Source organism: Roseateles sp. P5_E1, from assembly GCF_054049335.1.
Genome location: NZ_JBFUMN010000154.1, coordinates 1 through 861, shown reverse-complemented (window position 1 = coordinate 861; position 861 = coordinate 1). Strand labels below are relative to the sequence as shown.

Annotated in this window: 1 protein-coding gene; it reads left to right on the top strand. The window is 61.8% G+C overall.

Going from position 1 to position 861, the window contains the following annotated elements; genetic code table 11:
- Positions 1 to 481 precede the first annotated feature (481 nt).
- Positions 482 to 861 (top strand): tyrosine-type recombinase/integrase (locus ACXJKJ_RS30285; RefSeq protein ID WP_457395089.1); only part of this gene is annotated, 380 nt, incomplete at its 3' end.

Below are 861 nucleotides of genomic sequence, written 5' to 3'. Positions count from 1 at the left end.
CCCTCGAAGTGCTCCTCAACGACATTTCGAACCCTGGGCTGTAGCTGAGCTCAAGGGTGGTCGTCAGTACCCGGATCGCATCCGATCAGTGTTTCCGTGGCTGCTGCGTCGTCAGATCATCGAAATCGACATTCCCACGATGGAGCGTTGGTGGAGTGGGTGTGTGAGTGGTCCGGATGCCGTCACCAAGGCTACCGTAGCGCGCGACTTCGCTTGCCTCCGATCTGCCTTGTCCCGTGCGGTCGAGTGGAAGTGGATCGAAGCCAATCCTTTGATGGGCATGCGACGGCGATCAGCRGCWAGCCGYAAGGTRGTGCGGYTCCTGTCSCCGGACGAAGAAGCRATGCTCCGRGCYGCRCTCGCAGCGCGCGATCTWGCTGGKGTWGRGGGCAGGGCGAACGCYAATGCGGCCCGACGTAAGTAYCGGCARGCGGTTCTGCCTGATTTGCCGMTGGACGGGTATGTCGATCACCTGACCCCGGTGGTCCTTACAGCCATCAATACCGGCATGCGGCGGGGTGAACTGTTGTCGATGACCTGGGCGGGCATCAACTGGGAAGCCAAGGTGTTGACCATCCGCGCCGAGAACGCCAAGTCCGGGAGGCAACGTCACATCCCTTTGAACGCCGAAGCCGTGGAAGTCCTGCGGCGTTGGACCGCTCAAGCAGGCGAGCGCCGTGCGGGCAAGGTATTCGAGGTGAGCGACATCAAGAAGGGGTGGGGCAAGCTGATCACTGACGCCCGCATTGAACAGTTCTGGTTCCATGACCTGCGGCATCACTTCGCATCGCGCTTGGTGCGGGCTGGAGTGGATCTGAAGACCGTGCGCGCGCTCTTGGGACACGCAGACACCACCATGAC